This window comes from Collinsella sp. CLA-ER-H8, from assembly GCF_040092335.1.
Taxonomy (GTDB): Bacteria; Actinomycetota; Coriobacteriia; order Coriobacteriales; family Coriobacteriaceae; genus Collinsella.
In genome coordinates this window covers 31,647-57,125 of record NZ_JBBNLU010000004.1, presented here as the reverse complement: position 1 = coordinate 57,125, position 25,479 = coordinate 31,647, and the positions used below count along the sequence as shown (strand labels likewise).

General features: G+C 53.6%; 22 protein-coding genes and 1 tRNA gene. 19 read left to right on the top strand and 4 right to left on the bottom strand.

The genetic code is table 11. The features are described from left to right. Nucleotides 1-40: 40 nt before the first annotated feature. The 4 genes from glgD to glgB form a co-directional block, all read right to left on the bottom strand. Complete coding sequence (gene glgD, locus AAAX72_RS03700; RefSeq protein WP_349129091.1) at nucleotides 41-1,168, bottom strand: glucose-1-phosphate adenylyltransferase subunit GlgD; 1,128 nt, start codon at nucleotides 1,166-1,168, stop codon at nucleotides 41-43. Between the two features lie 4 nt (nucleotides 1,169-1,172). Next, complete coding sequence (locus AAAX72_RS03695; RefSeq protein WP_055310616.1) at nucleotides 1,173-2,321, bottom strand: glucose-1-phosphate adenylyltransferase; 1,149 nt, start codon at nucleotides 2,319-2,321, stop codon at nucleotides 1,173-1,175. Nucleotides 2,322-2,429: 108 nt separating this feature from the next. Further along, on the bottom strand, nucleotides 2,430-4,856 hold the full coding sequence (locus AAAX72_RS03690) for a glycogen/starch/alpha-glucan phosphorylase (protein ID WP_349129089.1): 2,427 nt from the start codon (nucleotides 4,854-4,856) through the stop codon (nucleotides 2,430-2,432). A gap of 94 nt (nucleotides 4,857-4,950) precedes the next feature. After that, on the bottom strand, nucleotides 4,951-7,212 hold the full coding sequence (gene glgB / locus AAAX72_RS03685) for a 1,4-alpha-glucan branching protein GlgB (protein ID WP_349129088.1): 2,262 nt from the start codon (nucleotides 7,210-7,212) through the stop codon (nucleotides 4,951-4,953). Nucleotides 7,213-7,544: 332 nt separating this feature from the next. On the opposite strand from glgB, the gene AAAX72_RS03680 reads away from it, so the two are divergent. From AAAX72_RS03680 to AAAX72_RS03590, 19 genes are all read left to right on the top strand, one after another. Continuing rightward, nucleotides 7,545-8,234: an HAD family phosphatase gene (locus AAAX72_RS03680; RefSeq protein ID WP_349129087.1), complete on the top strand. Its 690-nt coding sequence runs from the start codon at nucleotides 7,545-7,547 to the stop codon at nucleotides 8,232-8,234. A 9-nt stretch (nucleotides 8,235-8,243) separates the two neighbouring features. Continuing rightward, nucleotides 8,244-8,885, top strand: a complete 642-nt coding sequence (locus tag AAAX72_RS03675) for a thiamine diphosphokinase (protein ID WP_349129086.1) — start codon at nucleotides 8,244-8,246, stop codon at nucleotides 8,883-8,885. A gap of 159 nt (nucleotides 8,886-9,044) precedes the next feature. Then, nucleotides 9,045-9,120 (top strand) — tRNA-Ala (locus tag AAAX72_RS03670). Between the two features lie 766 nt (nucleotides 9,121-9,886). Next, the gene (loaP, locus tag AAAX72_RS03665) at nucleotides 9,887-10,438 is read left to right on the top strand and encodes an antiterminator LoaP (RefSeq protein WP_349129084.1); all 552 of its coding nucleotides are present in this window, start codon (nucleotides 9,887-9,889) and stop codon (nucleotides 10,436-10,438) included. Nucleotides 10,439-10,504: 66 nt separating this feature from the next. After that, nucleotides 10,505-11,254, top strand: a complete 750-nt coding sequence (locus tag AAAX72_RS03660) for a sugar transferase (protein ID WP_349129083.1) — start codon at nucleotides 10,505-10,507, stop codon at nucleotides 11,252-11,254. Further along, complete coding sequence (gene pssD, locus AAAX72_RS03655; RefSeq protein WP_055310622.1) at nucleotides 11,255-11,722, top strand: PssD/Cps14F family polysaccharide biosynthesis glycosyltransferase; 468 nt, start codon at nucleotides 11,255-11,257, stop codon at nucleotides 11,720-11,722. Between the two features lie 11 nt (nucleotides 11,723-11,733). Next, complete coding sequence (locus tag AAAX72_RS03650; RefSeq protein ID WP_349129082.1) at nucleotides 11,734-12,219, top strand: glycosyltransferase; 486 nt, start codon at nucleotides 11,734-11,736, stop codon at nucleotides 12,217-12,219. 4 nt (nucleotides 12,220-12,223) lie between these two features. Beyond that, nucleotides 12,224-12,967, top strand: coding sequence for a glycosyltransferase (locus AAAX72_RS03645; protein WP_055310624.1), 744 nt, complete (start codon nucleotides 12,224-12,226; stop codon nucleotides 12,965-12,967). Further along, a complete protein-coding gene (locus AAAX72_RS03640) occupies nucleotides 12,967-13,863 on the top strand; it encodes a glycosyltransferase family 2 protein (protein WP_349129081.1) in 897 nt (298 codons plus the stop codon). The genes AAAX72_RS03645 and AAAX72_RS03640 overlap by 1 nt, the downstream gene beginning before the upstream one ends. Next, complete coding sequence (locus tag AAAX72_RS03635) at nucleotides 13,860-15,002, top strand: hypothetical protein (RefSeq protein WP_349129079.1); 1,143 nt, start codon at nucleotides 13,860-13,862, stop codon at nucleotides 15,000-15,002. The genes AAAX72_RS03640 and AAAX72_RS03635 overlap by 4 nt, the downstream gene beginning before the upstream one ends. Before the next feature lie 75 nt (nucleotides 15,003-15,077). Beyond that, the gene (locus tag AAAX72_RS03630) at nucleotides 15,078-16,160 is read left to right on the top strand and encodes a hypothetical protein (RefSeq protein WP_349129077.1); all 1,083 of its coding nucleotides are present in this window, start codon (nucleotides 15,078-15,080) and stop codon (nucleotides 16,158-16,160) included. Then, a complete protein-coding gene (locus tag AAAX72_RS03625; RefSeq protein ID WP_349129075.1) occupies nucleotides 16,150-17,619 on the top strand; it encodes a lipopolysaccharide biosynthesis protein in 1,470 nt (489 codons plus the stop codon). Before AAAX72_RS03630 ends, AAAX72_RS03625 begins: the two co-directional genes overlap by 11 nt. A 75-nt stretch (nucleotides 17,620-17,694) precedes the next feature. Beyond that, the gene (locus AAAX72_RS03620; RefSeq protein WP_349129074.1) at nucleotides 17,695-18,834 is read left to right on the top strand and encodes a DegT/DnrJ/EryC1/StrS family aminotransferase; all 1,140 of its coding nucleotides are present in this window, start codon (nucleotides 17,695-17,697) and stop codon (nucleotides 18,832-18,834) included. Further along, complete coding sequence (locus tag AAAX72_RS03615) at nucleotides 18,831-20,042, top strand: ATP-grasp domain-containing protein (protein WP_349129072.1); 1,212 nt, start codon at nucleotides 18,831-18,833, stop codon at nucleotides 20,040-20,042. The genes AAAX72_RS03620 and AAAX72_RS03615 overlap by 4 nt, the downstream gene beginning before the upstream one ends. A 2-nt stretch (nucleotides 20,043-20,044) precedes the next feature. Continuing rightward, nucleotides 20,045-21,043, top strand: coding sequence for an NAD(P)-dependent oxidoreductase (locus AAAX72_RS03610; RefSeq protein WP_349129071.1), 999 nt, complete (start codon nucleotides 20,045-20,047; stop codon nucleotides 21,041-21,043). Between the two features lie 178 nt (nucleotides 21,044-21,221). Next, nucleotides 21,222-22,109 (top strand): glucose-1-phosphate thymidylyltransferase RfbA, encoded by an 888-nt coding sequence (gene rfbA, locus AAAX72_RS03605; protein WP_349129237.1) that lies wholly within the window; start codon nucleotides 21,222-21,224, stop codon nucleotides 22,107-22,109. 2 nt (nucleotides 22,110-22,111) lie between these two features. Next, a complete protein-coding gene (rfbB, locus tag AAAX72_RS03600; RefSeq protein ID WP_349129069.1) occupies nucleotides 22,112-23,131 on the top strand; it encodes a dTDP-glucose 4,6-dehydratase in 1,020 nt (339 codons plus the stop codon). Then, a complete protein-coding gene (locus AAAX72_RS03595) occupies nucleotides 23,077-23,385 on the top strand; it encodes a hypothetical protein (RefSeq protein ID WP_349129242.1) in 309 nt (102 codons plus the stop codon). Before rfbB ends, AAAX72_RS03595 begins: the two co-directional genes overlap by 55 nt. A 765-nt stretch (nucleotides 23,386-24,150) precedes the next feature. After that, nucleotides 24,151-25,389 carry a hypothetical protein gene (locus AAAX72_RS03590; protein ID WP_349129068.1) on the top strand — a complete coding sequence of 413 codons (1,239 nt, stop codon included), beginning with the start codon at nucleotides 24,151-24,153 and terminating at the stop codon, nucleotides 25,387-25,389. Nucleotides 25,390-25,479: the final 90 nt, after the last annotated feature.

Below are 25,479 nucleotides of genomic sequence, written 5' to 3'. Positions count from 1 at the left end.
GGCTATTCTGCATGCTACGAGCGATGTTGCGGTGCCAACGTTAACGTACGATGGTGGTATCGGAAGTTAACGGAGCCTTGCCCAGCACCAGGATGTTCTCGGGCGTGCCGCGAAGCTCGGTGTTGGTGGGAACCATGTTGTTCTTGTCCAGGATGGCGTTCTCAACGCGTGCGCCGCTCTTGATGATGCAGCTCTGGTTGATGATCGAGTTGGTCACCGAGGCGCCTTCCTCGACCACAACGCCGCGCGACAGGATCGAGTTGCGCACGGTGCCCTTGATGATGCAGCCGGCCGAGATGATCGAGTTGCACGCGTGGCTGCCGGTCGCGTAACGCGAAGGCGGCACGTCGTGAGCCTTGGTCAGGATCGGACGCTCGGGGTCGAAGAGCTGGTCGGCCACGGTCTGGTCTAGCAGGTCCATGCTGCGGCGATACAGCGACTTCTCGCTAAAAACGCCCACGACCTCGCCCTTGTACTCGTAGCTGCACACGTCGATGTTGCCAAAGTCGCCCTGGAGTGCCTCGAGCAGGTCCAGATAGTCGGCGGCCTGGTAGTGGTCGATGATCTCGAGTAGCGTCTCGCGGTTGACGATGCAGCAGTCCATAGAGGCGTTGTCGCCGTACACGACGCCGGCGCTCACGCCCGTCAGGCGGCCGTTCTCGTTGATCTGCAGCTTGGTCTCGTCATCGACGTTGCGCGTGGCCTTGCAGTACACCACGGTCATCTGGGCACCGGAGTTCTCGTGCGCGTCGATGATAGTATTGAGGTCCATGTTAAAGATGATGTTGGTGCCCATCATCACAACGTAGGGCTTGTCCGAGCGCTGGAACAACGTCTTGTTGGAGATGATGTCGCGCAGCAGGAAGCGCATGCCGCCCTTGGTGGTGCCATACGCGTTGCCGGGCACCATGAACAGGCCGCCCTTCTTGCGGTCCAGGCCCCAGTCCTTGCCCGAGCCCACGTGGTCGATCAGCGAGCGGTAGTTGCCCGGCATGACAACGCCGACGGTCTTAATACCGGCATTCATCATGTTGGACAGCGGGAAGTCGATCAGGCGGTAGCGGCCCAAAAACGGAACGGACGCGATGGGGCGATCCTTGAGCAGAACGCTGCCGTAGGTCGAAGAGTAGTTAGCGGTGATATAACCGATGGCCTTGCGATTGATCATCGGATCATTCCCCCTTCCCGATAACGACGTCATTTCCAACGACGGCCGTATCCTTGGTGGTATCGACAGAGCCGAGCTTCACGCCCTCTTCGACCGTGGAGTTCTCGCCCAAAATAGCGCGGCAGATGTGCGCTCCGCTCTTAACGTGCGCACCCGGCAGCAGCACGGAGTCCTCGACCACGGCGCGCTCCTCGATAATGACATCGGTCGAAAGGATCGAGTGGCGAGCGGTGCCGTAGATCTTGCAGCCGTTGGAGACCAGGCAGTCGTCCAGGCGGCCGTCCGGGCCAATGTAGTGCGGCGGTCGCGTGGTGATGTTGGACATGATGGGGAAGTGCTTGTCGAACAGATCGAACTCGGGGTTGTTGCCCAGCAGGTCCATCGAGGTCTCGTGGAAACTGGCGATGGTGCCAACATCCTTCCAAAAGCCGTGGAACTCGTAGCTGTACAGGCGCTTGTTCTCGCCGAGCAGCTTGGGGATGATGTCCTTGCCAAAGTCGTGGCTCGAGCGCTGGTCCAGAGCGTCCTCCTCGAGCGCCTCGATCAGCACGTCGGCCGAGAAGATGTAGATGCCCATGGACGCGAGGTTCGAATCGGGCTTATCGGGCTTCTCGGTGAACTTGGTGATGCGGCCGTCCTCGGGGTCGGTGGTCAGGATGCCGAAGCGGCTGGCCTCCTCCCACGGCACGGGCATAACGCTTACCGTGAGGTCGGCGTTGTTCTCAATGTGCGTCTTGAGCATCTTGCGGTAGTCCATGCGATACAGGTGATCGCCCGAAAGAATCAGGACGTACTTGGGGTCGTTGGCCTTGATGTAGTCGAGGTTCTGCGTAATGGCGTCGGCCGTGCCCGCATACCAGGCGCCGCCGGTCTGCGTCTCGTACGGCGGCAGGATCGATACGCCGCCGTCGCGGCTGTCCAGATCCCACGCCTCGCCGGAGCCCACGTAGGCATGCAGCAGGTAGGGGCGATACTGCGTCAGAACGCCCACCGTGTCGATGCCCGAGTTGGAGCAGTTGGAGAGCGAGAAGTCGATAATGCGGAACTTGCCACCAAAGCTAACCGCCGGCTTGGCGATCTTTTGGGTGAGTGCCCCCAATCGGCTGCCCTGTCCTCCTGCGAGGAGCATCGCGATGCATTCTTTCTTACTCATCGATTTCTCCTTCTGTCATCGATGTTCTTAAACCCATTAGCGACGGGCGCGGCGCAACGTCACGCCCGTCGAGTAACGCCGTGCGGCAAAGAAGGGAACTCGCGGCCTTTACGCGTGCCAGATCTCGTCGCGGTACTCGCGAATGGTGCGGTCGCTCGAGAACCAGCCGCTCGAGGCGGTGTTGAGCAGCGCCTTGCGGTTCCAGGTCTCCTGGTCGCCATAGCTGCCGGTGAGCTTCTCCCACGCATCCACATAGCTGCGGAAGTCTGCCATGACCAGGTCGGGGTCGTTGTTGTTCATGAGCTCGTTGTAGATGCTCTCAAAGTTGCCCGAGAGACCGGCAAACGTGTTGTCCTTGAGCTCGTCCATCACGCGGCCCAGACGGTCGCGATCGTTGTTGAGCGTATCCCACGCAAAGTAGTTGTTTGACGCCCAGAGCTGCTCGACCTCGGGAGCGGTCAGGCCAAAGATGACCTCGTTCTCGCGGCCGGCCAGATCGGCGATCTCGATGTTGGCGCCGTCGAGGGTGCCCAGCGTAATGGCACCGTTCATCATGAGCTTCATGTTGGACGTGCCCGAGGCCTCCTTGCCGGCCGTGGAGATCTGCTCCGAGATCTCGGCGGCGGGGTAGATGAGCTGGGCGTTGCTCACGCGGAAGTTGGGGATAAAGCAGACCTTCATGACCTCGTTGACGCGCGGGTCGTTGTTGATGACTTCGGCAACCGAGTTGATCAGGCGGATGGTCTCTTTGGCAAAGGTGTAGCTCGAGGCCGCCTTGCCGCTAAAGATGAAGGTCGTCGGCGTCACGTGGAAGTTGGGATCCGCGATGCGACGGTTGTAGATGTCCATCACCTTCATGATGTTCATGAGCTGGCGCTTATAGGCATGGAAGCGCTTCACCTGAACATCGAAGACGGTATTGGGGTCAATGACCAGACCGGTCTCGGCCTTAACGTAGGCGGCCAGACGCTCCTTGTTGGCGCGCTTGGAGGCGCCCACGGCCTTCAGGAACTCGGTGTCGTCCTTAAACTCCTTGAGTTTCTCCAGCTCAAAGGCGTCCTTCAGCCAGCCATCGCCAATGGCCTCGGTCACGAGCTTGGCGTAGGTGGGGTTGGCCTCGGCAAAGAAGCGACGGTGCGAGATGCCGTTGGTCTTGTTGTTGAACTTCTCGGGCGTCAGGGCATAGAAGTCCTTGAGCACGATGTTCTTGATGATGTCAGAGTGGATCTTGGCCACGCCGTTGACGCTGTGGCTGCAGATCACGGACAGGTTGGCCATGCGAATCTCGCCGTCCCACAGGATGGCGGTCTGACGCAGACGCTCCTGCCAGCCCTCCTGCGTGGTGTCGAACGACTCGTGCCAACGACGGCTGATCTCGTCGATGATCTGGTACACGCGGGGGAGGAGCTTGGAGAACGTGCCGATGGGCCACTTCTCCAGAGCCTCGGGCAGGATCGTGTGGTTGGTGTAGCTCACGACCTGCGTCACGATGTTCCAGGCGTCGTCCCACTCGAGCTTCTTCTCGTCGATCAGGAAGCGCATGAGCTCAGGTCCGCACATGGCGGGGTGCGTGTCGTTGGTGTGGATGGCCACAAACTGCGGCAGCAGCTCCCAGTTAGAGCCGTGCTCCTTCTCAAAGGTGTCGAGCAGGCTGTAGATACCTGCCGATACAAAGAGGTACTCCTGCTTCAGGCGCAGAAGACGGCCGTGCTCGCCGGCGTCATTGGGGTAGAGGATGGCGCTGATGGCCTCGGCCTCGGCGCGCTCGGCGTCTGCCAGGGCGTAGTCGCCGCGGTTGAAGGCCTCCAGATCGAAGTGCTCCTCGACCGGCTCGGCGGCCCATACACGCAGCTTGTTGACGGTCTCGCCGGCATAGCCCACGACGGGGATGTCATAAGGGACGGCCAGGATATCCTGCGTGTCCACCGTGCGGTAGAACGTGCGGCCGTTCTCCTCAAAGCCCTCGACGCGGCCACCAAACTTAATGGTCACGGCCTTGTCCTGACGACGGACCTCCCAAGGATAGCCGTGGGTGAGCCACTCGTCGGTGGCCTCGACCTGGCTGCCGTTGACAATCTCCTGCTTAAACAGGCCGTAGCGGTAGCGCATGCCGTTGCCGTAGCCGGCAATGCCCTCGGCTGCCATGGAATCCAGGAAGCATGCGGCCAGACGGCCCAGGCCACCGTTGCCCAGAGCCGGATCGGGCTCCTGGTTCTCGATGACGGACAGGTCGAAGCCCATGTCGTCAAGCGCCTCGGCGACCATGTCGCGCACGCCAAAGTTGAGCAGGTAGTTGTCGAGCAGGCGACCGATCAAAAACTCGATCGAGAAGTAGTACACGCGCTTCTTGCCCTCGGAGACCGCACGGGCGTCGCTCTTGGTGGCAACGGTGCGTGCCTTCTCGGCCACGAGCTTGGCCAGGGCGTTAAAGCGGTCGAGGTCGCTGGCGGCCTCGACGCTCTTGCCGCTAATGCTCATGACGGCATCACGATAGAGCTCGGTAAACTCCTGCTTGTTGTCGAAGATCTTATTCATACGTTCCTTTCCCCCGGGGATGTTTCTCCCGGAACGGTTATGACTTGTATCCTACGCCCCCGCGGGGCGGGTAATTACAGTGGTAACACCTTTGTTACGCTTTCTTGGCGGGAGCCTTAACAGCAGCTGCCTTGGCCTTGGGAGCAGCCTTTTTGGTGGCTGCCTTTTTGGCCGTGCTGGACTTGGCCGAAGCCTTGGCAGCGGGCTTGGCAGCCTTTGCCTTAGCCGGAGCCTTCTTAGCAGCCGCGGCCTTGGGCTTCACCGAGGACGCACGCTTCCGCGTCGCCTTCTTGGGCTCCTCGACCACGGGCGGCTTATAGCTGCTGGGACCGCGGCGCTTAAGCACCACGCCTGCCAGGCCAGGCACCTTAATCTCGATGGAGTCCATCTGCCCGTTCCAGGGATAGGGCTCGCTCGAGCAGGTGTAAGGCTCTTCGCCGGCATAGCCGCTGCCGCCAAACTCGGGACGGTCGGAATCAAAGATGACCTCCCAGTCACCCTCGCGCGGCACACCCACACGGAAGCTCTCGTAGCTCGCAGGGTCAAAGTTAATCAGGATTACCAGGTCGTCATCGATGTCCTCGCCCTGACGCACAAAGCTCACGATCGACTGCTTGGAGTTATCCGCATCGATCCATGTAAAGCCGTCGTCGGTGTAGCCGCGCTCGTACAGGGCGGGCTCGGCGGTGTACAGGTGGTTGAGCGCCTTGATAAACGCCTGATGATGCTTGTGGGTCTCGTACTCCTCGGTCAAGAACCACTGGATGGATTCGTAGTAGCGCCACTCAATAAACTGGCCGATCTCGTTGCCCATAAAGTTGAGCTTGGCACCGGGATGCGTCATCTGGTAGAAGGCGAGCGTGCGCAGGCCGGCAAACTGGCGCCACCAGTCGCCCGGCATGCGGCCGATCAGCGAGCACTTGCCGTGCACGACCTCGTCGTGGCTCAGCGGACAGATAAAGTTCTCGGTAAAGGCGTACATGATGGAGAACGTGAGCAGCCCGTGGTTGCCGGGGCGCCACGGAAAATCGGTCTGCATGTAGTGCAGGGTGTCGTTCATCCAGCCCATGTCCCACTTGTAGTGGAAACCCAGGCCGCCGTCCTGCGGCGGATAGGTCACAAGCGGCCACGCGGTGGACTCCTCGGCCATCATCATCACGTCGGGGAAGTGAGCCTCCACGGCGCAGTTGACCTGGCGGATAAACGCGCTGGCGTCCAGGTCCTCCTCGGTACCGTACTTGTTGAACTTCTTTTGCCCCGGATCGTCGATGCCAAAGTTGAGATACAGCATGCTGGAAACGCCGTCCATGCGAATGCCGTCCACGTGGAAGTTCTCGAGCCAGTACAGCACGTTGGAGACCAAGAAGGAGCGGACCTCGCCGCGGGCGAAGTCAAACTTGTGCGTGCCCCAGTTGGGGTGAATCTCGTGCTCAAACAGCATGTGGCCGTTAAAGGTGGCAAGGCCGTGTGAGTCGGCGCAAAAACCGCCGGGCACCCAGTCCATGATCACGCCGATGCCCGCCTCGTGGCACGCATCGATAAAGTGCATAAGCTGCTGCGGGTTGCCGTAGCGCGACGTGGCGGCATAGTAGCCTGTCGTCTGGTAGCCCCAGGAGCCATCGAAGGGATGCTCCATAAGCGGCATGACTTCGATATGCGTGTAGCCCATGTCGCGCACGTAGTCCACGAGCTCCACCGACAGGTCGTCGTAGGTGTAGAACTCGCCGCGCTGCGCGGGGAAGGGATCCATGGGGCCGGGGTAGTTGCCGTACTCGTCGGGCTCACCCTGCGGCGCGTCGCCATGGCGCTTCCACGAGCCAATATGCACCTCGTAGATGTTGAGCGGCTGCGACATGTGGTTGTGATCGGCGCGGCGCTTGAGCCACGCGGCGTCGTTCCACTTGTAGCCATCGAGGGTCCACAGCACGCTCGCGGTGCCCGGGGGGCACTCGGCCTTAAAGGCATACGGATCGGCCTTGTAGAGCTTCTCGCCCTCGTTGGTCTCGATGAGATATTTATAGAGCTGGCCCTGCTCGGCGCCAGGAATAAAGCCTTCCCAGATAGCGCTCGTATGCACGGGCACCAGCGGGTTGGCTTCCTCATCCCAGTCGTTAAATTCGCCTATGACATGGACACTCTTTACGTCAGGCGCCCAAACGCAAAAGCGCCAGCCGCGCGTGCGCTGCTGTGTGTCGGGATGTGCGCCCATCTTTTCCCAGCTGCGCTCCCACATTCCAATGCCAAACAGGTAGACATCGTCCTTGGAGAGCTCCGGTGCGTGCGGAGCCGGTTTGCGGGTAGCGGGCTTTTTAGCCGTTGGCTTTAGCTTTGTATCGCTCACGTTTGATCCCATCATGACGCGGCAGCGTGTTGCCTTGGTGACTAGATGCGAAAGGTCCAAGGCTGCACGAATCGAAGGGACGGCGAAGTTTCTATGATTCGTTCCACCTCGCGTGCTCGGTGGAACTTTCGGCAGAAACTACGATAACACCTGTGCGTTAGTTTTTATGGACGAAAGCGGATTTGCGGGGGCGTTTAATCGGTAAGCGACATGTTTATACCACTGGCAGAATTGCCGTGGTAAAACTCTTGACAGTTTTACCAATTTGGGTTTCAAAATTGTTTGGCTGACGTTTGGTAAAACGTTTTTAGCAGGATGTTTACCATTTGATATCGAAAGGTTCGTTTATGTCCCATACCGCCGCTCCCAAGGTTACTTTTATTTTCGATTGCGACGGCACGCTGGTTAATAGCACCCCCGTTTGGGCTTATGCTCAGCCAGAGTTATTGCACCGTCACGGGATTGACGTGACGGTCGACGATTTTACCCAATTTGAGCACCTATCGCTGGAGGACGAATGCCAGGCCTACCACGACACGTGGGGCATTGGTGCGAATGGCGAGGAATTGTATCGCGAGCTGAGCAATATTCTGATTAATGGGTACTCCAAGGTGCCGCCGCGCGAGGGGCTCCTGGCATTTTTGGAGCAGGCGAAGGCGGCGGGCATTGCCATGTGCGTTGCCACGTCCACGCCGGCCGAGCTGGTGCAGTCCGCGCTCGCTGGTGCCGGGCTCGACGCTTACATGGAGTCTGTTACCACGACGGGCGAGGCGGGACGCTCCAAACAGTTCCCCGATGTGTACGAGCTGGCGCTGCGCCGCCTGGAAGAGCGCCACGGGTGCAAGTTTGAGCGTGCATGGGTGTTTGAGGACGCTGTCTTTGGCCTTAAGAGCTCTGGCACCGCTGGCTTTAAGCGCGTGGGCATCTATGACCCGCACGGTCGTATGAAGCGCGATGAGGTACGCGCCAACTGCGATATCTTTATCGACAGCTATGAAGACCTGGATCTGGCCCGCGTGCTTTCGTTTGAGGGTTAGGAGAGGGCTGTGGCTTGCAAGGTATTAGTGGTCTGCGGCTCGCCCGTGGTGGCGAGTGCGGATCTGTTGCGTAGGCTTGCAGGGGAGTGCGACCACGTTGTCGCCGTGGACCGCGGCCTCGACGCGCTGCTGGGCGCGGGACTGGGCTGTGACGTATATGTGGGGGATGCCGACACGGTAAGCGAAGCCGGTCGTGCTCTTGTTGATGCCGCTGAGGACTTTGAAGTTGAGCGCCACGACCCGTACAAGGACTATACCGATCTGGCGCTGGCGCTCGAGTCCGTCCGCCGTCGCTGGCCGTGCGCCGAAGTGGTTACGACCTGCGCCACCGGTGGGCGCCCCGACATGGCTCTGTCTGTGTTAGGGCTACTGGCAGGCTATGCGGACGCCCCCGTCTGGATCGAAGAAAACGAAGTGACGGCCAGAATCCTGCACCAGAACGAGATCTGGACCATCGAAAACGCCGAGGGCAAAACCTTCTCCATCATCGCCATTGCCCCCAACACAAAGGTAAGCGAACACGGCCTAGAGTGGGAGCTAGACCACAGCCCCCTGGGCTTGTTGGCCGACACGGGCATTAGCAACGTCGTCAGGTCAACAGCCACGATCCAAGTCCATACCGGCACCGCCATCGCTTACCTCTACAAGTAAGGCCTATCGCATTAGGGTTTTATCGGGACGGTGGATTGAAATAAGCGCTCGAAGAGTGATTATTTCTGCCCCGTCCCAGGAAAACCCGCAAGTAAGAGATTCAACCCAAAAAAGTCCTTGCATCAAAGAAAGTCTTCCCCTATAGTATCTCCTCGTCACGGGGGCGTAGCTCAGCTGGGAGAGCGCTTGACTGGCAGTCAAGAGGTCAGGGGTTCGATTCCCCTCGTCTCCACCATCGTGAATGCAAGGGCCTTCGGTTTTCCGAAGGCCTTTTTTCATGCCAAAATACCTTGCGCCGCAAACCCCTCCTACGCCAACAAAAAGTTGCACAATTTATTTCACATGTCTGTACATAGTTTGTTAGACAAACGCGATTAACAGTGCATCTCTCTGCTCCGTCTGGGCTTCAGGAACGCTCCCAATCACCGCCAATACTTCATTAACCTGCATCAACGTGAACAACATCCCAAAACAACCTCCTTAAGCACGCTAAATGAACGATATGTTGTCCACCATAAGCCAAATCAGTTTCGCTACCAGCTTGTGCTAGAATACCTAACGTTACATGAGTTCAACTGTGCTCACGGCACCAGCAAGCCATAAAGCGCAGGGTCGATCAGCATCCGGCCGTAACGGCGGTGCCAGAAACACCACGAGCTCCAATAAAGAAGTCATGCAACGTTATTTATTTGTATTGGGTAATTCCATGATGCAATTAATAGCTTGCATGACAATAAGAAGCAGTTTTACAGCTGTTTGCGTGCGGTCCAGTTTTGTTCCCGCTTGACTGGTTCGCACGCAGCCAGCTGGAGACGCGGTCTTTTTGCGATACACGGCCGCATCTCTAGCAACTGCGCTTATACATACCGTTCACGGTGGGGCAGAGCCACGTGCTTGTCTGACTGGGCTCAGGGTTTGAATATGGAGCGCCTTCGCGCATAAGCGCCCTGGCGAAGCCATATCCAAACCCCGTGAGCCACACGTAAGACAGCAAGGGGGTGGTGCTCGTGTGGTATGTGATTCAGGTCATTAACGGTCGCGAAGACGTAATGCGCGAGCGCATCGAGCGTGTGGTGCCAGCGGGCGCCATGCAGGAGCTCTTTTATCCCCAATTTCAAACCGAGATCAAGGTACACGGCGAATGGGTCAATACGACCAAGCCGCTTTTTCCCGGATATCTTATCTGCGATACGGCAGATCCCCGCACCGTGCAACAGTATCTGCTGCGCATGGACGACTTTGCCCGGGTGCTTGCCCAGGACGGTCAGTTTGTGCCGCTGGCAAAAGAAGAGATCCAGCTTATTGGAGGCTTTACGCATAGGGGAGACCGCGTAGTGCCCATGAGCGAGGCCCTAAAAGACGGAGACCAGGTCATTGTGACGGGCGGTCCGCTGTTGGGCCACGAAGGCCTTATCAAAACCATTAACAGACGCAAGAGCACTGCTTATCTGGAGCTCGACCTATGCGGCCGACGCGTAACTACGCGCGTTGGCCTTGCTGTGCTTTCGGCCGAGCAGCGCGTAATGCGAAACCTTAAAAAGGCGATCGCCTAGCTGTTGGCGACCGCTACACAGAACAGGGAGGATCCCCGACCCGGGGACGAAGTCATGGAAGAAAACGTGTCGGATAAAACTCAATTTGCAACGGATGCGCCTGCGGGGGCAGCGCTCATTGCTCAGGCCATGGACCGGCGTGAGGGCGCCGCCAGCTACAGGGCCATGCAATCCATCATGGACTGGGACAACTCGCGCCTGGCCTACCGGGCCATAAAGCGCACGTTTGATATCGTTTTCAGCGGTGTTGTACTCGTCCTCATCGCGATCCCCGGTCTGGTGTTGGCCGCCGCCATCCGCCTGGAGAGCGAGGGCAACCCGTTCTACAGCCAGATCCGCGTGGGCCAGACCCGCCCCGACGGCAGCCTGTCCACCTTCCGCATGTGGAAGTTCCGCTCCATGTACAGGGACGCCGACGAGCGCCTCGCCGAGCTCAGGGAGCAGAACGAGATCGCCGGCGCCATGTTCAAGATGAAGAATGACCCGCGCGTCACCAAGATCGGGAAGTTCATCCGCAAGCACTCCATCGACGAGTTCCCGCAGTTCCTGAACGTGTTCATGGGTCAGATGTCCGTCGTCGGCCCGCGCCCGCCGCTGCCCAACGAGGTTGCGGAGTATACCGAGTACGACCTGCAGCGCCTGGCCGTGAAGCCGGGAATTACCGGCTGGTGGCAGGTTACGGAGCGCAACTCGACCGGATTCGACGGGATGGTTCGTCGCGACCTGGAATACATTGCGCGACGCGGGCTCCTCACCGATTTGAGAATTATCGCCCTCACCATCATCGAAGTGATCACGGGAAAGGGTGCGTGCTAGATGGATCTTTCAAAAGCCAAAGTGTGTATCCCGAGTTCAAGTGGAGGACATCTGACTCATATGTGGCTCTTGAGGCCATTTTGGTCACAAGCTGCCGATAGGTTCTGGGTGACCTTCGACAAGGAGGACGCGAATTCTCTTCTGGAAGGGGAGCGCGTCTACCATTGCCACTATCCGACGAACCGCAACATCCCGAACCTGCTGAAGAACACGGTTCTCGCCTGGAAGGTGCTCCGCAAGGAGCGTCCTAACCTAATTATCTCGTCTGGAGCTGCCGTGGCAGTTCCTTTCTTCGTACTGGGCAAGCTGCTGGGTGCCAAATGCGTTTACGTAGAGGTGTTCGACCGCGTGGATAAGCCGACCATGACAGGTCGGATGCTCAACGGGATCGCTGACCTGTTCGTTGTCCAGTGGCCGGAGCAACTGGAAGTATACAAGCACGCCGTGAACCTCGGCTCGATTTTCTAAGAAGTGGTCGAATGATTTTCGTTACCGTGGGCACCCACGAGCAGCAGTTCAATCGCTTGGTCAAGGCTGTCGACGAACTCAGGGCGGACGGGATACTTACGGAACCGGTTTTCATTCAGACAGGCTATTCAACATATGAGCCTATCCATTGTGATCACTCGCGTTTTGTGCCGTTCCATCAGATGAAGAATTATATGGAAGTTGCGGATGTGGTGATTACGCATGGTGGCCCTTCGAGCTTCATTGAGGCGATGGCGGCCGGGAAGGTCCCTGTTGTTGTTCCGCGTCGAGGGGACCTTGGCGAACACGTGAATGATCATCAAGCGGATTTCGTTCGCATTGTGGCGAAGCGCCAGGGCGGTATCGTGCCTATTTATGACGTTAAAGAGCTGCCTCAAGCAATAGAACGAGCCCGTGAACTTTCATGCGGAACCTATTTTAAGAGCCATAACTTAGAGTTCTGTAAGGAGCTCTGTGGTTTGATTGAGGAGCTTTAACCCCATGATACCCAAGAAGATTCATTACATTTGGTTTGGCGGTAATCCGCTTCCCCCTCTAGCTGAACGCTGCATTGCTTCATGGGAAAAATATATGCCAGGCTACGAGATCGTTCGTTGGGACGAGTCAAACTTTGATACTGATTGCTGTGATTATGTTCGCGAAGCTATAAGCGTAAAGAAATGGGCATTTGCAAGCGACTATGCGCGATTCAAGATTTTGTATGAGCATGGAGGGGTCTACTTAGATACTGATGTCGAGCTTTTGAAGCCTCTCGATGAAATTATTCAAAGGGGCCCTTTTATGGGTTTTGAACAGGATTTCAGCTCTGGTGCTGCCGGCGCTGTCGCTCCGGGGCTTGGCCTTGCGGCCAATCCGGGGCTTGGCCTCTACAAGACTATCCTCGATTCCTATGAGTCTGATCACTTTATAAAGACTGGTGGTGTCTACGACCAGACCACTGTCGTTGTTCGTACAACTGATATTCTTAAAGGTCTTGGACTTGAAGATAAACCTGGCATCCAAGAAGTTGCTGGGATAACTATTTATCCAAGTGAATATTTTTGCCCAAAGGATTTCCTTACGCATGAGATTAACGTAACTGAAAATACGTATGCCATTCATCATTTCGACGGATCATGGGCTGGACCGGCGACGCATTTTAAGCATAAAGTTATGAGAGCGGTTGGCCCTAGAGGGGTTATTCTTTTCAAGGCGTTTAAGAACATAATTAAGGGTGTTCGTTAATGGGCAACGCATTATTAACGATATTTACACCGACCTATAATCGTATTAATGAGCTTGAGCGCCTGTATTCATCACTAATATCTCAGACCGACTTTCGATTCGAATGGCTCATTGTGGATGATGGATCGACTGACGATACTGAGAACATGGTTATCTCTTGGTTAGACACGGCGCCCTTTCCTATTCGATATATCAAACAGCCGAACTCTGGAAAACACGTTGCACATAATCTTGGTGCTGCTGAGGCATCTGGAGAGTATTTTATTTGCGTTGACTCGGACGACTGGCTTGAGCCCAACGCTGTGGAGACTATCTTGCACGACATAACAGCTTTGGATACGGAAGAAGGTCTTCTGTATCCAAAGCTGTTTGCTGCGCAAACGGCTTTGGATACATGGTTTCCCGATGGTGCTGACAAGATTGAGCTTGCCGATATGCGCATGAAATACGGTCTCGTCATCGAGACGGCGATTGTCTTTAACACTGATGTTTTAAGGCGGCATCCATTTCCCGTTGTTCAGGGCGAGCGTTTCATTCCTGAAGGCTCGGCTTACTACGACTTCGTTGCTCCCGAGCTGTTTTGCGTGCACAACGAACCCTTCTACAGATGTGAATACCTCGAGGAAGGTCTCACCAAAAACATCTGGAAGAATTGGCTGGGCAGCCCGGTGGGTACGCGCATGGCACTTGTCAAGCGACATGAATCTGCCAGGCGGTACTCGAGCGTCCGAGCGCTGAGGGAAAGAATTTCGGCCCTCGTCGGAATCGAGTCCCTGAACATGGCGGTCGCTGAGCCCGTCTTCTCCGGAATCGATTCTAATAGGGTATTGGCCCTCCTTGTATTCCCCTTGTCTGTGCTGGTCGAAAGGAGACGTTTTGGAAGGAAAGTATCTTGATTAAGCGCAAGGCTGCCATAAAGCAATACACCGACATGAATGCGGGGAACGTTTCCTCCATGAGAGTCGTGGACCTTCTGTACTGCGCGTATCTTTTCTCGGTCGTGTTTATGAGCACGCTTGGCCTGAGCGCTGGTGACGATATTTATGTCGCCTGCGTCGGGCTCGGTGCCGCATTCGCGGTTATTAGGTTTCTTGCTTTGGACTTTGATCCGCGCTTCTTCTTGATTGCAATGGGTCTTGCAGCCCTCGGCGTCATCGAGTTGATTGTTAGCAAACGGTTCACCCTGCTACTTACGGTCATGCTGTTGGTTGGCGCCAAGGACATTGATATCAAGAGGGTGCTACTTACATTTCTGACCGCGAAAATCGTAGGACTTCTTTTCGTAGTGCTGTTTGCCGCTACGGGTATTTATGAAGTTGAATTTTACCAGTATTATAAAATGGCGACAGACACATACATTCAGCGAGTCCTTGTAAACGGCTCCTCTACCAACGTCATGCACTTGTCTTTTCTCACGGTCGTCTTCTTGACGCTCTATATGAAAAGGGGAAATTGCGGAATTATCGTCTACCTCGTGTTTGCCGTTTTGAACATCTTGTGTGAATACATCACGGGCAGTTACATCGGCCTGTTCCTCGGCATGGGTGGTCTGCTCCTGTTCTATGTACTTCAGCATTCAGGGAAGATAAGGGAACTGTTCGTCAGGTTCTCAACGGCCGTGCTCCCGCTTCTTATCGCATTTTCGTTCGGCACTGCGTTGCTCTATGGGAGAAACGGTTTTGTCGGCGTTCTCGATAGGATTTTTCAGGGTCGTATTTATTACAACAACTTCTTTCTCAGTAACTACACGGCGAGCCCATTCGGTCATGGCATGCTGACCTCAGAGGGTAATTTTGACAATAGCTACGTCTTCGTCTTCGTTGCCTACGGATTAATTGCCTTCATTTTGCTATTCGGATCAATGCAGTTAATTGTTAAACGGCTTAAAGAAACACGCGATTGGGCATCTCTTGCATTTGTGGTTATTTACATGATTGCAGCTCTGAGTGAAAGTTTTTACCCGGCTGCTGCTGTCAATCCATCCTTATTTCTGCTTGTTCCATTACTTAGCTTTAATGGGCATTTTGATATGTGAAGCAGGGCTGCGTCCTGAATAAACAATCTACTTTATAAAACCTTGAAACCTTGTTCGTGATGGGAATAGCTTACCATGTCACAAGAAATATCGTATTCATCTAGCGAAGGCAGCTTTGCACCAGTTGCAATTACAACGTTGAGTAGAATCGAGTGCCTAAAAACAACGATTGATTCTCTCGGTAGATGCCATTGTGCCGAGTACACTGACGTCTATATTTCAGTCGATTATCCTCCGAATACAAAATATAAGTCTGGTTATGTGGAAGTCTGTAATTATCTGAACACAATTCATGACGACCATCCGTTTAAATCGCTAAATCTATATTTTCATAAGGCTAATTTAGGCCCGTTTGAAAACTATCTTTGGCTCGTACGTCTAATCCTCTCAAAACATGATTCGATTATCATTTTGGAAGATGATAACGAGCCTGCTCCTTGTTTCTTAGATTTTTGCAATAAGGCGCTTCAAATTTACGCTACCGATAACGATGTTGTTGTAATTAATCCTTCTGATTACGTTTGGTGTGGAGATGGATACACTCCATTACTTAGAAGCATAAACATTGATGATTGCAATACCGAGAAACGACAAATGTTATGGCATGGCATGGCATCCTGGAGTGAATGTATCCTACCATATTACAACTTTGTTCTAGATCAATCAATCCTATCGATAGGCGATCATCCGTTAGCTTTATTAAAGCTATTCAAACGCTCCAAGTCCCTCTGCTACCAATATCTCAAGGACACATATAACACTAGAGTCAAAACGCCCTGGCACAATGGACGACTTTACTCTATTGATATGACATGGGATGTTGCCATGATTGTATTTGACAAGGTCGCCATTTGCCCTATCGAAAACTTGCAACGTGACTTAGGGGTCGTGGGCAACGGCCATAGCTTTACAAAAGCGTTCTCTAATTCAGCAGAACTACAGAATCGAAAACTAAAAGAAGAACCAGAATTTGACTTTGTGAACCCTCAAGACGCTGCCCTAAACATGGATGAGCTTATTCTTCACGACAAATTTCAGTCAAAACCTTGGGTGAAATGGGCATTCTTAATCACTGGTTATCTAGCGAAGTATTTACAGAGAAAGCTGACTGGAAAATCTCAAAAACTAATCAACCCATGGAGCGAATATGACAAGTAGACAGGAGCCATCACTTAAACAAGAGACACTTTCTTCTTTAATATGGAAACTATTTGAAAGGGGAGGAAATGCAGTTGTTCAACTCGCCGTACAGATTGTTATGGCGCGTCTGCTTGCCCCTGAAGAGTTCGGTGCCCTAGCAATTATTCATGTCTTCGTTAACATAGGCAATGCAATTGTTCAATCTGGCTTAAATACATCAATAGTTCAAGCTCAAACAGTTGAAGATTCCGATTTGTCGACAGTGTTCTGGTTGAGTTTTGGTACCTCGATTGTTCTGTGCTTGTTAGTCTATATTTCAGCACCAGCAATTGCGTCCTTTTACTCCTTGGATTATCTAATCTGGCCCTTACGTGTTATGGGTTTTTTGCTATTGGTAACAGCCTTCAATTCTGTTCAGGTGGCAATAGTACAGCGGGACCTTAAACTACGTAAGGTGTTTAATGCAACAATTGCAGCTGTCATCGTCTCTGGAATAGCTGGTATTGTTGCAGCCACTGCAGGGGCCGGCCTTTGGGCTTTAGTTCTTCAGCAGTTAATTTATCAATTTAGCAACTGTCTTTTTTTGGGCCTCCAGGTTAAATGGTTTCCGAAGCCCATATTTAATAGGTCGAAAGCTCGCAAGCATTTTAGTTTTGGCTGGAAACTCCTCGTTTCTGGTTTATTAGATCAAGGCTATCAATCTCTTTCAGATTTAATTATAGGTAAGCAATTCAGCGCCTCAGACCTCGGCTTAGTTTCTCAGGGAAAAAAGTACCCCCAGGCTCTAGGGGGCATGTTGGATGGGGCAATTCAGCCTGTCATGCTATCAGCAATTTCGCGTGTTCAGGCTGATTCCGATCAGGTGAAGCGATTAGTGCGAAGGGCCCTAAAAACATCAACCTTTATTATTGTTCCAGCTATGACGCTATTTGCAGTAGCGGCTAAACCGATTGTTGTCTTATTACTAGGAGAGAAATGGCTGCTTTGTGTGCCGTTTCTGCAGATGTATTGCTTTATATACGCCCTATTACCAATACACACCACTAACCTACAGGCACTTAACGGCATGGGTCGTTCTGATCTGTTCCTGAAGCTTGAACTTATCAAAAAGGCCTATGGAATCTGCTTCATTTTGTTTGCTGCCTTTATATTAAAGGACGTTTACTTAATGGTTGCCATGTATATGATTACCGGCATCATCTCGACATTTGTTAACGCTTATCCCAACAAACGGGTTATCGGATACTCCTACTCTGAGCAAATACGCGATATCGCTCCTGCATTTGTGATTTCAGCAATAGCAGGAGGACTTGCGCTGTTTTGCGGGTCATTTGTCGCCTCGCCTGGACTTCAAATTTTTGTCGAAGTTGCCGTAATGGCAATTACCTATTTTGGTATCGCAGGCATTTTTAAGCTCGAAGCCTTTGAATACCTCATCAATACCGTTAGGGATTTCTTGGGTGCAAAACGTCGTTAAAGACGTTGCGTCAATACAGTATCCGTTTTAGTCATCGTTCTTTGAAAGCAGCATAGCGAAGGGAAGGTACCTGATATGGGTAACCGCATTCTTGTCACACGATCTTCCATGCCTCCTATGGAGGAATACTTTGAAGAGGTCGCACCTCTATGGGAAAGCCATTGGCTTACCAATATGGGTGTTGAGCATAAGAAGCTCGAGGCGGACCTCAAGGAGCGCTTGGGGATCGACAACCTTGCTCTGTTCACGAATGGTCACAATGCTCTAGAGTGCATCCTCGAGGCCTTGGCTCTTCCGACCGGTGGAGAGGTCATCACTACACCGTTCACCTTTGCCTCGACCACTCACGCTATCGTGCGAAAGGGACTTACTCCCGTATTTGCCGACGTGAATCCCGTAAATCTAACGTTGGATCCCGAGAGCATTAAACGATTAATCACCCCACGCACCTGCGCCATCGTGCCTGTGCATGTTTACGGCAATCTTTGCGATGTTGATGCCATCCAGGAGATCGCTGACCGTTACGGGCTGAAGGTCATCTATGATGCAGCCCACGCATTCGGCGTCGAGCGCGTGAACGAGAACGGAAGCAGCAATAGCGCGGCGGCATTCGGCGATGCGGCCATGTTCAGTTTCCATGCGACCAAGGTATTCAACACCATCGAAGGCGGTTGCGTCTGCTTCAAGGACGAAGATCTGTATCCGCTGCTCAACCAATGGAAGAATTTCGGCATTACAGGTCCCGAGGACGTCGAGTATGTCGGAGGCAATGCGAAGATGAATGAGTTCTGCGCGGCGATGGGTGTCTGCAATCTTCGTCACCTTGACGTCGAGATCGCTAAGCGCAAGGCTGTCGCGGAACGCTATTGGGATAACCTTGAAGGCACAGCCGGCGTGACCGTTTTCCGTCCCGCCAAGAACATCCGCCACAACTATGCGTACCTTCCCGTGCTGTTCGATCCGAGTGTCTTCGGCGCCACGCGCGATGACGTTTTCGATGCCCTGGACAAGGTTGGCGTCGGCGCGCGCAAATACTTCTATCCGCTGGTCAACGATTACGCATGCTACCGCAGCGTTTATTCCAGCGACCGGACCCCTGTAGCCAAGAAGGCAGCATCCGAGGTAATCACACTTCCCATGTATGCCGATTTGGCGTTGGAAGATGTTGACCGCATCTGCAATACGGTTCTGAATGCAGGAAAGGAAAACCGATGAGTAAGACGCTTCTCCTTCTTGGTGGTGCACGCTATGCGTTGCCAGTTATTAAGGCAGCGCACGAGTTGGGCGCGAAGGTCGTTACTTGCGATTATCTGCCGCATAACTATGCAGATGCCTTTTCGGATGACTACATCAATGCGAGCATTATTGATAACGAGGCTGTGCTTGCCGCTGCTAAACAATGCAAGGCGGACGGAATTATGTCGTTTGCCGCAGACCCGGGTGTGGTGTCCGCGTCATATGCTGCCGAGAAACTGGGGCTGCCGTTCCAGGGAAGCTATGAGGCGGTTAGCATTCTTCAAGATAAGGAGCGCTACCGCGCCTTCCTTCGTGATAATGGCTTTAATTGTCCCGAGCTTCATATCTATCACTCTGCCGACGAGGCCATGAAAGAAGCTGATTCGATTGCTTATCCCGTGATTGCCAAACCGGTTGATTCGGCTGGATCGAAGGGCTGCTCTCGTGTTGATGCCCCTGAAGATCTTAAGGCGGCGGTTGAGTACGCTCTCGAGTTTTCGCGTGATGGGCGCTGTATCGTCGAGCAGTTTTTGGAGAAGGAGGGAGATTCGTCCGATGCCGATGGATTCGTTAGCGGCGGAAAGTTCTCGTGTGTGAGCTTTACCTCGCAGTTGTTCGATCCCTCCGTTCCAAATCCCTACACGCCCGCTGCGTATGCAATGCCGGCATCATTGCCAGCATGGGCACAAAAAGAGCTTATCTCGGAATTGCAGCGATTGGCTGATCTGCTGGGCCTTCGTGACGGGGTTTTTAACATTGAGACCCGCGTGGCAACCGATGGCAGGGCCTACATTATGGAGAGCTCTCCGCGCGGCGGCGGTAATCGACTGTGCGAGATGCTCAAATATGCCACCGACGGCAAGACCGATCTTGTCATGGCGGCGGTGAAGGCCGCGCTCGGCGAACCCGTTGGCAATCTTTCGATGCCCGTTTACGACGGTTTCTGGTACCAACAGATGCTCCACTCTGATCACGACGGCGTATTTGCTGGTATGGAATATGCATCTGATTTCGCAGTCTCTCATCTTGCCGAAGAGCAGCTGTGGATTGAGCCGGGCGCCAAAGTCGAGGCGTTCACTGCAGCTAATCACGCATTTGGATCGGTATTCCTTAGGTTCGACACACAAGCCGAGCTTGATGCATTTCGCGCCGAGCCGAGTGAGTTCATGAGGGCGAAGGTGAACTAGCCGTGAAAAAGAGAATTGTAGTAATCGGCGCAACCGGCAACACTGGCGCATACCTTACCGAAGATCTAGTAAATCACCTGCCTGCAGATGAATATGAGGTGTTTGCCGCCGGCCATAGACAGACGAATTTTTTCGATCGCTATGGCATTAGTTATTCCAGTGTAGATATGTCCGATGCTTCTACTCTAGAGCAGCTCCCCCAAGAAGGCGTCCATGCGGTGATTCTTCTTGCCGGTTTACTGCCAGCATATATGAGCGGCTATAACCCTTCCGATTATATTGACGTAAACAGCCGTGGAGCCCTTAACGTACTCGAGTATTGCCGTAAGTCAGGTGCTGATCGCATTCTTTATGCTCAGACCATATCCGATGTGCTGGGTTCCGTTACTCCGGAAAACCCCGTAATTCATCCTTACGATGATCGCAATATTATTATGACTGGCGATCACACCGTCTATGCTCTTTCCAAATGCTTCGCCGTTGATTTGATCAAGCATTATCAGGCTGAGTACGGATTAAAAGGCTTTGTGTTCAGGCTTCCCACTGTCTACGCTTATACCCCTGACAAGACATACAACGTCGATGGCGTGCGCAGGACACTTGGGTATCGTTTGCTGATGGATCGAGCTATGGCAGGAGAAACGCTTGAAATCTGGGGCGACCCCGCTCGCGCCAAAGATGTTGTAAACGTCAAGGACTTCTGTCAGCTCTTACGTAAAGCCGTGACCGTAGAGAACGTTGACGGTGGCTTCTTTAATGTGGGTACAGGTATTGGAACTTCAAATGAGGACTGGATTCGCGGTATCGCGAAGGTATTCAATCCAGACGGCGTTGAATCAAAGATTGTCTACCGTCCGGAAATGCCGAGCGGTCCTTCTTATGTAATGGATATCGAAAACTGTCGTGAGCTATTAGGCTACGAGCCGAAATATGACTTCTTATACTTCCTTGAAGACTTCAAGGCTGAAATGGCTCTCAATAGGTTTAAAGAATTGCGATAGAACTAAAGCCATAACCAAAGCCAAATCTGAACCGAACGCTGAATCCAATCGAGGAAATTAGCAAGAACGGCATCAGACTCCTAAGAGATATACGACCAATATACTATTTGTTCAAGCAGCCATAAGTGACTTGAGCAGCAATGTGCATTTTATTTCGGCTGCCGCTGAAGGGAAAACGTTGAAAGGCATAATTCTTGCAGGTGGGTCTGGCACTCGACTGCATCCGATTACTAAAGCCATTAGCAAACAGCTTCTGCCAATTTACGATAAACCACTTGTGTACTACCCTTTGAGCGTTCTGATGCTCGCTGGAATCCGAGAGGTGCTTGTCATCTCGACACCACGTGACCTGCCGGCGTTCAAGGAACTTCTCGGGGACGGATCCGAGTTAGGCATGCGCCTAGAGTACGCAGAACAGGCTAAACCTCGCGGTCTAGCCGAAGCTTTTACCATCGGGCGCGATTTTCTTGCCGGCGAACCGTGTGCGCTGGTTCTGGGCGACAACATGTTCCATGGTCAAGACCTCACTCGTGTGCTTACACGCGCAAAGGAGAAGGTCGAATGCCATGGTGGGGCCGTTGTGTTTGGATACCCCGTGCAGGACGCTAGAGCCTTCGGTGTGGTGGAGTTCGACCAGAACCATCGTGTGGTTGGCATCGAGGAAAAGCCCGAGGTTCCAAAGTCGAACTATGCAGTACCAGGGCTGTACTTCTATGATGGACAGGTTTCCGACATCGCGGCAAACGTTAAACCAAGCGCGCGCGGAGAGCTCGAGATCACAAGCATCAACAATGCCTACCTAGATCAAGGCCAACTATCGGTTGAGCTGATGGGGCGAGGCATGGCGTGGCTAGATACGGGCACGCCCGAGGGTCTTTTGAAGGCCGCAGAATACGTAGAGGCCGTGCAAAGCCGCCAGGGGTATTACATTGCGTGCTTGGAAGAAATTGCTTATCGCCGCGGCTTCATCGGCTATGAGCAGTTACGCGAACTGGGCGAAACGCTGAAGAAGACTGCGTATGGTAAGTATCTTCTGAATGTCGCAAACGAGGCAAAGAGGGGGTAAATATGTCTGAGATTTTTGAACCCAAGAACATCATCGTCACGGGCGGCTGCGGCTTCATCGGCAGCAACTTCGTGCACTACGTGGTCGACAACCACCCCGAGGTCCACGTCACCGTCCTGGATAAGCTGACCTACGCCGGCAACCCCGAGAACATCGCCGGGCTGCCGGCAGACCGCGTGGAGCTCGTCGTGGGCGACATCTGCGACGCCGCGCTGCTGGACAGGCTGATGCCGGGCCACGACGCCATCGTGCACTACGCCGCCGAGAGCCACAACGACAACTCCATCGCAGACCCCGAGCCGTTCCTGCGCACCAACGTCGAGGGCACCTTCCGCCTGCTGGAGGCCGTCCGCAAATTCGGCGTCCGCTACCACCACGTGTCCACCGACGAGGTCTACGGCGACCTGGCGCTCGACGACCCGGCGAAATTCACCGAGGAGACGCCCTACAAGCCGTCCTCTCCCTACAGCTCCACTAAGGCGAGCTCCGACATGCTGGTCCGCGCCTGGACACGCACCTACGGCCTGCGCGCCACGATCTCCAACTGCTCCAACAACTACGGTCCCTACCAGCACGTGGAGAAGTTCATCCCCAGGCAGATCACCAACATCGTCGACGGCGTGCGCCCCAAGCTCTACGGGAAGGGCGAGAACGTCCGCGACTGGATCCACACCGAGGACCACTCCTCGGCCGTCTGGGACATCCTCACGAAGGGCCGCATGGGGGAGACCTACCTCATCGGCGCCGACGGCGAGAGGGACAACATCACGGTCCTGCGCATGATCCTGGAGGCCATGGGGCGCGACCCCGAGGACTTCGACTGGGTCGCCGACCGCCCCGGCCACGACCGCCGCTACGCCATCGACAGCACGAAGCTCCAGCGCGAGCTCGGCTGGAGGCCGGCCCACACCGACTTCGCCGGGGGGCTGAAGCAGACGATCGACTGGTACGTCGAGAACGAGTCCTGGTGGCGCCCGGCCAAGGAGGCCACCGAGGCGCGCTACAAGGCTCAGGGGCAGTAAGGAATAGCATCCTGGAGCTATCAATAATTGCGCCGTATATCGTTTCAATACTTGCCTCGATGATTTCCGGTATCAGCTCATATTTAGTTGCTCCCAATAAATCCGCCTCAGATATTCAAACGCTCAAAGAATCAAATGAGCATGAAATTGAAAAGCTTATGAAACAGCATGGAGTTGATTTAGACAACTTAAAGGAAACTCATAAGCTTGAGATGGAGAAGCTCGAAGCAGAGCATAAATATTCCTTTGACTAGCTAACTCCAATTCGCAGAATGAAATGACCACGCAGTTAATTGATTCAATGGTCGGCAATGTGATGTCAGCGCCACAGATGCGAGATTTCCTCGTAAATTCTCTTACAGATTCAATGAAGAAGGGCCAACAAGAGTAGCGACATATACGTTAGGATCATCTATCACCCCGCTTGCTAATGCTGACATTTTTGAGGACGGACTGCTTTGTTACTAGTAAACAAAGCAGTCCGTCCTTATTTGTACAGCTTCCAAGATCGCAGAAGAACGACTGTATGACGTCGAGTTGTACCTTCGGGACGATGATGTCGTCCTGGTAACATACTCGGAAGATTCGAACGAGGACGGCGGACCCCCATTCCAAAGGTTTTGCTTTGACATTGGGGGTGTTCGAGATGTCGCCCAGCTCTACATTGACGCCCTTTACGAGCTCGATCGTTACGTATCGAGATTGAGGAAGAAGGACTTCGAGTGAGGCGTTCGCCGTAATCTTGTGGTTGCTCTCGTCGAGGCTTATCCGGTTTTTGATTTTCGCCCGATGAATTATCATGCCGCTCACGCGGATTTACCGATTCGGCGATTGGCGAGGGGCTATCAAGGCGTCGCTTTGGGTATTGTTTATTAAATAAGGATGACAGCACGATTTCGAGGATGTTCGCGGGAGTAACGAGGAGATTTTATAACTCCCTTCTATAGCCTTTGCATCAGATTTAGTATCGATTGGTAAATTCTGATTCGTGCAATCAGTGAGGATGAATAGAGGTGCTTGTGGTTAAGAACTTCTTTGTCACTTGCGGAGTATGTGGATGCGTGCATCGTGTGCGCGTTCAGGCTGGATTTATTAATGACTATCCGGTTAGATACTTGTGTCCGCAGTGCCGGAACCGCATCGACGGAGCGGTTCACCTTGACCCGAGCTGCGCTTTGATTGATTTTAATCTCGATCCTGGCACGGTTGCCTCCATGGGTGGAAATTTAGATTGCGCCCGAGTTATGGTGGAGTTATCTGGTGAGCTTCCGTCATATAAAATATCTATGGAACATTGTGCCTGTATGACAAGCCCCTTTATCAGAGCCTCTGGGCTGATTCCGTTTGATGAACTCAGCGAGTACGTGAGCGATGTGGTTTATTGTCTTCATTATTACCGCGAAGACTGGCCTACCCTGAGGACCGCTCTTCAACTGTATTGCGATGGGCATGATGATTATGCGGATAAGGTTCTTTCGGAATTCGAATGGAAGCTGCTCGGCGAGGACAATCGACACTATCCCTTGCTGAACCGAATCGCGAGGATGTCTTGGCTCGGTCTCCCCATGATTGCAGGAAGCGACGCGCATGAGCGCGCTGTTGAATGTAAAAAACTCTTTTCGGGTCTAGAGACAGGGGCGCTTCTTAGCCTGGCAGGTTACTACCTCAAAACCGATATGACTGCCAAGTCGCTGCTTGCTGAAATCAACGAAGTTCTGGATTCCGTAGCCGAATCATATCCGGTTCTCCTCAACGGTTTTACCTTTCTTATGGCGGGAGACGCCTATGACTTGGAAAAGTACGGTACGTTCTGCTGCACTCCTAGTGATATTGAGAAGCTTTATTGTCGAGAATATGAGCTTATTGGCAGTCTGCTTGTTCTGTTTATCGGGCTCGACAACATCGAACGTAACGGGGCGTTCGATGTCATGCCCAAAGGCGTAGACCTAGGTGCAAAGTCGTTCGACAAACTTTCTGTAGCCCCTAAGGCAAAGCGATTCAACGCTGTTGGTACGGGCTCATTTACTGGCCTTATCAAGCAGTGTTGGAATCCGGTTCTGCGCAATGCATTTAGTCATAATCGGACGGATTTCGACTGCACGACTCAAGTCATTCGCACTTTGCGTGAGGATGGGACCAACGATGCTCGAGGCAACACCTATTTGCTTGAAATGGTTCGCGATTGCATTTTGATGGCTCGGGAAATTATGGTAATTCGTGATGTCATATTCCATTTCATTGGAAGAGGCCTGTGGTGACGATTGGGCTTAACGCTGATGTGCATGCACGGCGTAAATCGTGGTGCACATGTGCGTCAATCATCGTGCTGGGGGTGTGAAAGCGATATG